The following is a 5,229-nucleotide window of genomic DNA, read 5'->3' on the forward strand; positions in this document are numbered from 1 at the left end:
CGGCAGGCCGTCTGGCGGCCTCGCGCTCCTTGCGCCGCTTCTGGCGTTCCTCGGTGATCGCCGGCTCGGGTTCGGCGGCACGCCGTTTGACGGCTTCGCGCTCCTTGCGCCGCTTCTGGCGTTCCTCGGTGATCGCCGGCTCGGGTTCGGCGGCACGCCGTTTGACGGTTTCGCGCTCCTTGCGCCGCTTCTGGCGTTCCTCGGTGATCGCCGGCTCAGGTTCGGCGGCACGCCGTTTGATGGCTTCGCGCTCCCGCGCCGCAGGCCGCTTGGCCCGCTCGCGCTGCGCCGGCCTTTCTGCATGGGGAGTCCGCTGCTCGTCGCGTTCGGCCCCCTTTCTCTTCTTCCTGCGCAGCAGCTCTTCCTCTTCGGACGACTGGGCTTGGGCCAGAATGACGGGTGCCGCGAGCGGCTGGGCGTCGCGCGAAAGTGCGGGAAGCGGAGCAGGTGTCAATGTGAGGCCGACCGTGGCACCCACAAGAATCCGAAAATGACGTTTCATCTGGACAATGATTCCGTAGAGCAGTCCCTTGCGCATCCCCAACCTTGAAACAGCTAATATTGTTCCCAATCGGTCGGTTGCCGGGCGCTTCGGGGCGTTTTTCAGTCGAGAATATGTCCAGGGCGCGGCGCTTCACCGGCCGCAGCCGGAAATGGCGAGAAGCGCGACGCTTTGATGAGATTCACGGGACCGCTGTCGATGATCATCGATCGTCAAGAACGAAAAACAATGTTGGACCTCTGCGTCCGGCGTCGCGAGCGACACTGGAAAATGCCAATCTCGCACCCACGTCCAAGCGACCTTTGTCTTTCAGGAAAGCTCGATGACGGTCAGATCTTTGACAATGATCGGCCGACACCGTTCTACTATGTTCGCCCGCAGCGACGTCGAACCGCTAACCCCTGTGTGTGGTACTTGCCGCGAAGCAACACGAAGGCCGGCTAACGGATCGGAGAGGCGACCGACAGGGTCACCTCGATGTTGGTCCGGAATTGGCGCTAGTTGCTCTTTCCGATTGACCTCCTAAAAATCGGCGCGGGAAGGTCGCAGAAGAGTGGATAGCTGCAGTCCGTTTAGGCCGGCTATGTATCGTCTGAGGTCAGCTGGAAGGCGTGAGGTGAAGGCGGCCGAGAACAGGCCCGGGTCGATGCGGTTCATCAGCAGGTCAGCCAGCGCCCGCCCGGCACGCCGTGATGATAGGGCAAGTAGCGGCGCAGGAAGTTGAGACGCGCCGCGCCCCAATCGGCAATGAGATCATAGTCGTCGCAGTCGCAGATCGTGCGCAGACAACCAGAAGCAGGACTCCGGCAGCGGATGCGCCACCCGCCATGGCTCCCGCGGGTCTTCGATCGAGGCGAAATGCTCCAGAAGCGCCTTCAGGCGCGGCTTCTCAAATCCTTCGAGGGCGGCAAGGGGCATGGCAGGGCTCTGAATCGAAGCCCCATGGAAATCAGATCAACCGCAATCCCTAAAGCCCGTTAACCCGAGTTCGCAGCCCTGTGTCCAACTTCCCCGAGATTGCTCCCAGCGGTTGTCGGTGCTAAATTTGCTAGAAGCAGCCGCACTGATATGTCCGAGTGCGCCGCCCGCCGCCGCCGATGTGTTCTTGGAATGGCCTAAAGAGTGGCAGGGTTTGGAGACCGGGACGATGAGCTTGACGCGCCGCGATGTCTTGATCGCCGGGAGTGTGGGGTTTGCCGGGGTGTCGCTCTTCTCGCTGCAGAGCGCCCGCGCGAACGATGAAGCGCTGGATCTCGTCGAACAGCTCACCGGACGGACGGCCACGGTGTCGGATCGCCTGCACCTGATAATGCCGACGGACTTCCCGACCGGCTATACCGTGCCCATGAGCCTTTACATCGACAGCCCAATGACTGAGGCCGACCATGTGAGGCAAATGCGCGTGTTCGCGCCGCGGAACCCGCTTATCGAAGTCGCCAGTTTCCATTTCGTCCCCCAACGCAGTCTACCTCGCGTGTCGACACGCATCCGTCTTGCCAGACCGCAACATGTCATCGCTGTTGCCGAAATGAATGACGGCAATTTGCTGATGACCACGACGTGGGTCCGTGTCGCCACGGATGGCTGTGCCTGAGATCGGAGAGAGACAGTGACCACCCCGACACCACGCGTGATCGTGCCGAGCGCCGCGGCGAAGGGAGAGATTTTTCAGGTCAAGACCATCATCAGCCATGAGATGGAAACAGGGCTGCGCCATGATGATCAAGGCAATGTGATCCCGCGCAAGATCATCAACAAGTTTGTCTGCCGCTACAACGAAACCGTGGTGTTCAGTGTCGATCTCCACGAGGCGATTTCGGCCAACCCGTTCTTCGAATTTTCCTTGCGCGCGACGGAGAGCGGCCGGCTCGATTTCGTTTGGGAAGAAGATGGCGATGCCGTCTTTGCGTTGTCGCACCAGCTCACGGTCGGTTGAGGTGGTGGCGCAATTCAGCTGCGCGAATTGATGTGAAGAGCTGGGCAGGAGCGTGACCCGAAAACTCCGAAACAGACGGGTATTCAGCATGCGCCCCGTCGCGAGATCTGCGATTGCCGCTGGCCTCGTGCTGCTCGTCAGCCAATCCGGCGCGGCGGAGGAGGCCGATCAAGGCGCTCAACTCGCCGCGACCTGTGCGTCCTGCCATCGCCTCGATGGCGGCGGCGCAATCATTCCCAGCATCATCGGGCTTGGTGAGGAGAGGCTCACCAACGCCCTGCTTGCCTACCGGGCGAGCGAGAGTCCAAATCACATCATGCACGCTATCGCGCTGTCGCTCAACGACGAGGAGATCGCGAGCGTCGCGCGCTATGTCGCAGCGCAGGGAAAGTAACGCGCCATGAAATCCTGGACGCGTCGCGAGTTCGCCCGCCTCACCGGAGCAGCATTGCTAACGGCGCTCAACCAGCCGAAGGCGCGGGGTCAGGCGAAGGCGCGTGTCGTCGTGATCGGCGGCGGCATCGGCGGAGCAACGGTCGCCAAATATCTCGCCGCCACCGCCACGGCTATCGAAGTGACCCTGGTTGAACCGCGGCAGAGCTACGCGACCTGTTTCTTCAGCAATCTCTATCTCGCCGGGCTGCGCCCGTTCGAATCGCTCAGTCATGGTTATGAAGCGCTGGCAAAACAAAATGGCATCACCGTCATTCATGAGTCCGCCGCGGCGATTCACCCGGCGGTGAAAACCGTTGCGCTGAACAACGGGTCGAAGCTCAGCTACGACCGTCTCGTTGTTGCGCCAGGCATCGCATTCAGGGATCGGGCGCTTAACGGCTATGACGAAGCGGCGATGGAGATCATGCCGCACGCCTGGAATGCAGGGCAGCAAACCAGGCTGTTGCGCCAGCAACTGGAAAGCATGGAGGACGGCGGGCTGTTCGTGCTCGTTGCTCCGCCGAATCCGTTTCGCTGCCCGCCAGCCCCCTACGAGCGCGCTTCGCTCGTCGCATCCTATTTCCAGCGCCGCAAACCCAAGGCCAAAATTCTGATCCTCGATGCGAAAGACAGCTTCAACGCGCAGGACCTGTTCCAGGACGCTTGGAACCGCCACTATCCGGGAATGATCGAATGGCTACCGGCCCAGTTCACTGGCGGGGTCACGGCGATCGACGCGAAGACCCGGTCGGTGATCACCGAGGGAGCAACATTCAAGGCCGCGGTGGCCAATGTCATCCCGGCGCAAATGGCCGGGCGCTTGGCGCAGCAGGCAGGGCTCGCCAATCAGTCGGGCTGGTGTCCGGTTGATCCGGTCACCTTCGAATCGGCGCTGCAGCCCGGCGTCCATCTGGTCGGCGACGCGATCATCGGCTGGGATATGCCGAAATCCGCCTTCTGCGCCAACAGCCAGGCCAAAGCCTGCGCCTTTGCTATCGCGGCCGATCTCACCGGATCAGCGCGTTTCCCGGCGCATTTGTTCAACACCTGCTACACCTATCTCGCCCCGGACGATGCGTTCAGCAACGCCATCAGCTTCAAGCCCGTCGATGGGAAGCTCAAGAGCGTCATTAGCTTTATCAGCAAGGTCGAGGAAAGCTCCGAGGTCCGCCGGCAGGCTGCGCGCGCGGCGGAAGGCTGGTATGACGCGTTCACGCACGACGTGTTTGGCTGAAACGAAACTCAACTCCGCTCGACGGCCGGGCCGGCCATTGCGGAAATGCCGGCACCATGCTGGGTACGCTCCGCCTTGGCACCGGATCGTTGCTCCGGGATCAGCGCTGGAACAGGATCGGGCAGCCGCTCCAGCCGCAGCGAATTCACCACCACGAGAATGATCGAGCCGGCCATGACCGCCGCCGCAAGGATCGGCTGCAGAAGTCCGAATGCTGCGAACGTCAGGGCGACGAGGTTGTAGCCGAACGCCCACATAAGGTTGGTCAAAATGGTCCTGCGGACCGCGCGGGCCACGTCGACGATCCAGGGCAGCATCCACAATCCGTCAGCAGGCAGCACGAGCGCCGCAGTCTCGCGGGCGAGATCGGTGGCGGAGCCGACGGCGATACCGACATCTGCGGCGGCCAGGACCGGCCCGTCATTCAGTCCATCGCCGACCATCGCCACCGAACTGTGGCCATGGCGGAGCCGATCCAGGGCCAGCCGTTTGGCCTCCGGCGAAAGGCCAGCTTGGATGTCCTTGATCCCGACCAGGACCGCGATCCGCTCCGCCGCTTGCGCCAAGTCGCCGGTCAACAGCGTGGCGTCGAGCCCGCGCTCACGCAGAGCCGCGATCGCGGCCTGCGCCTCGGGAAGCGGTGAATCATCGAGTGACAGCACGGCGTGAACCTGCTCGCCCCAACCGAGATAGACCACCGAATGACCGCTCGCCTCCAGCGACCGCGCACGCTCGGCCAGCGACGGGGGAATCGGCCAGCCCAGATCATTCATCAGTCTGCCGTTCCCTGCCGCCACGGCCCGGCCTTCGGCACTGCCGCGGACGCCACGGCCGGGAACCGTCCGGACATCGCGGGTGACGAGCGGCGTGATGCCCCGCTGAGTGGCGGCTGCCGCGATGGCCCGCGCCAGACCATGCTCGGAAAGGCGCTCCAGACCGGCGGCGCGCGCCAGTACTTCGTCGATGCCGACCTCCTCGCAGTCGACGCCCACGAGACGCGCTTTGCCCGCCGTCAGAGTGCCGGTCTTGTCGAAGGCGAGCAGCCGGACACGCGCGAGGGTCTCGAGCACGCCGGGGTCGCGGACGAGGCAGCCGTGCCGCGCCAGCCGGCCGATGCCGAGT

The 5,229-nt window shown here is 63.3% G+C and carries 5 protein-coding genes and 2 pseudogenes; 4 read left to right on the forward strand and 3 right to left on the reverse strand.

Annotated elements, in window-relative coordinates; translation table 11 throughout:
• A pseudogene (locus EOA86_RS20960) lies at window positions 1-502 on the reverse strand (hypothetical protein); the annotation flags it as partial.
• Window positions 503-1,132: 630 nt separating this feature from the next.
• Window positions 1,133-1,420, reverse strand: a pseudogene (locus EOA86_RS20965) (transposase family protein); the annotation flags it as partial.
• 229 nt (window positions 1,421-1,649) lie between these two features.
• Between EOA86_RS20965 and EOA86_RS20970 the strand changes: the two are divergent.
• The 4 genes from EOA86_RS20970 (at window position 1,650) to EOA86_RS20985 (ending at window position 4,107) form a co-directional block, all read left to right on the forward strand.
• Complete coding sequence (locus EOA86_RS20970; protein WP_065007034.1) at window positions 1,650-2,096, forward strand: thiosulfate oxidation carrier protein SoxY; 447 nt, start codon at window positions 1,650-1,652, stop codon at window positions 2,094-2,096.
• A 15-nt stretch (window positions 2,097-2,111) separates the two neighbouring features.
• Window positions 2,112-2,438, forward strand: a complete 327-nt coding sequence (gene soxZ, locus EOA86_RS20975; RefSeq protein ID WP_206630089.1) for a thiosulfate oxidation carrier complex protein SoxZ — start codon at window positions 2,112-2,114, stop codon at window positions 2,436-2,438.
• A gap of 88 nt (window positions 2,439-2,526) precedes the next feature.
• Complete coding sequence (locus tag EOA86_RS20980) at window positions 2,527-2,832, forward strand: c-type cytochrome (RefSeq protein WP_127208043.1); 306 nt, start codon at window positions 2,527-2,529, stop codon at window positions 2,830-2,832.
• Window positions 2,833-2,943: 111 nt separating this feature from the next.
• Window positions 2,944-4,107, forward strand: a complete 1,164-nt coding sequence (locus EOA86_RS20985) for an NAD(P)/FAD-dependent oxidoreductase (RefSeq protein ID WP_245485557.1) — start codon at window positions 2,944-2,946, stop codon at window positions 4,105-4,107.
• A gap of 8 nt (window positions 4,108-4,115) precedes the next feature.
• On the opposite strand, the gene EOA86_RS20990 is transcribed toward EOA86_RS20985, so the two are convergent.
• On the reverse strand, window positions 4,116-5,229 hold a 1,114-nt coding region (locus tag EOA86_RS20990; RefSeq protein WP_164891876.1), incomplete at its 5' end, for an HAD-IC family P-type ATPase.

Origin of the sequence: Mesorhizobium sp. M5C.F.Ca.IN.020.32.2.1 (genome assembly GCF_004023105.1) — a bacterium.
Lineage (GTDB): Bacteria > Pseudomonadota > Alphaproteobacteria > Rhizobiales > Rhizobiaceae > Mesorhizobium > Mesorhizobium wenxiniae.

Coding starts and splice junctions, on each gene's coding strand:
- EOA86_RS20980 (WP_127208043.1), top strand. CDS start 2,527: ATGCGCCCCGTCGCGAGATCTGCGATTGCCGCTGGCCTCGTGCTGCTC.
- EOA86_RS20970 (WP_065007034.1), top strand. CDS start 1,650: ATGAGCTTGACGCGCCGCGATGTCTTGATCGCCGGGAGTGTGGGGTTT.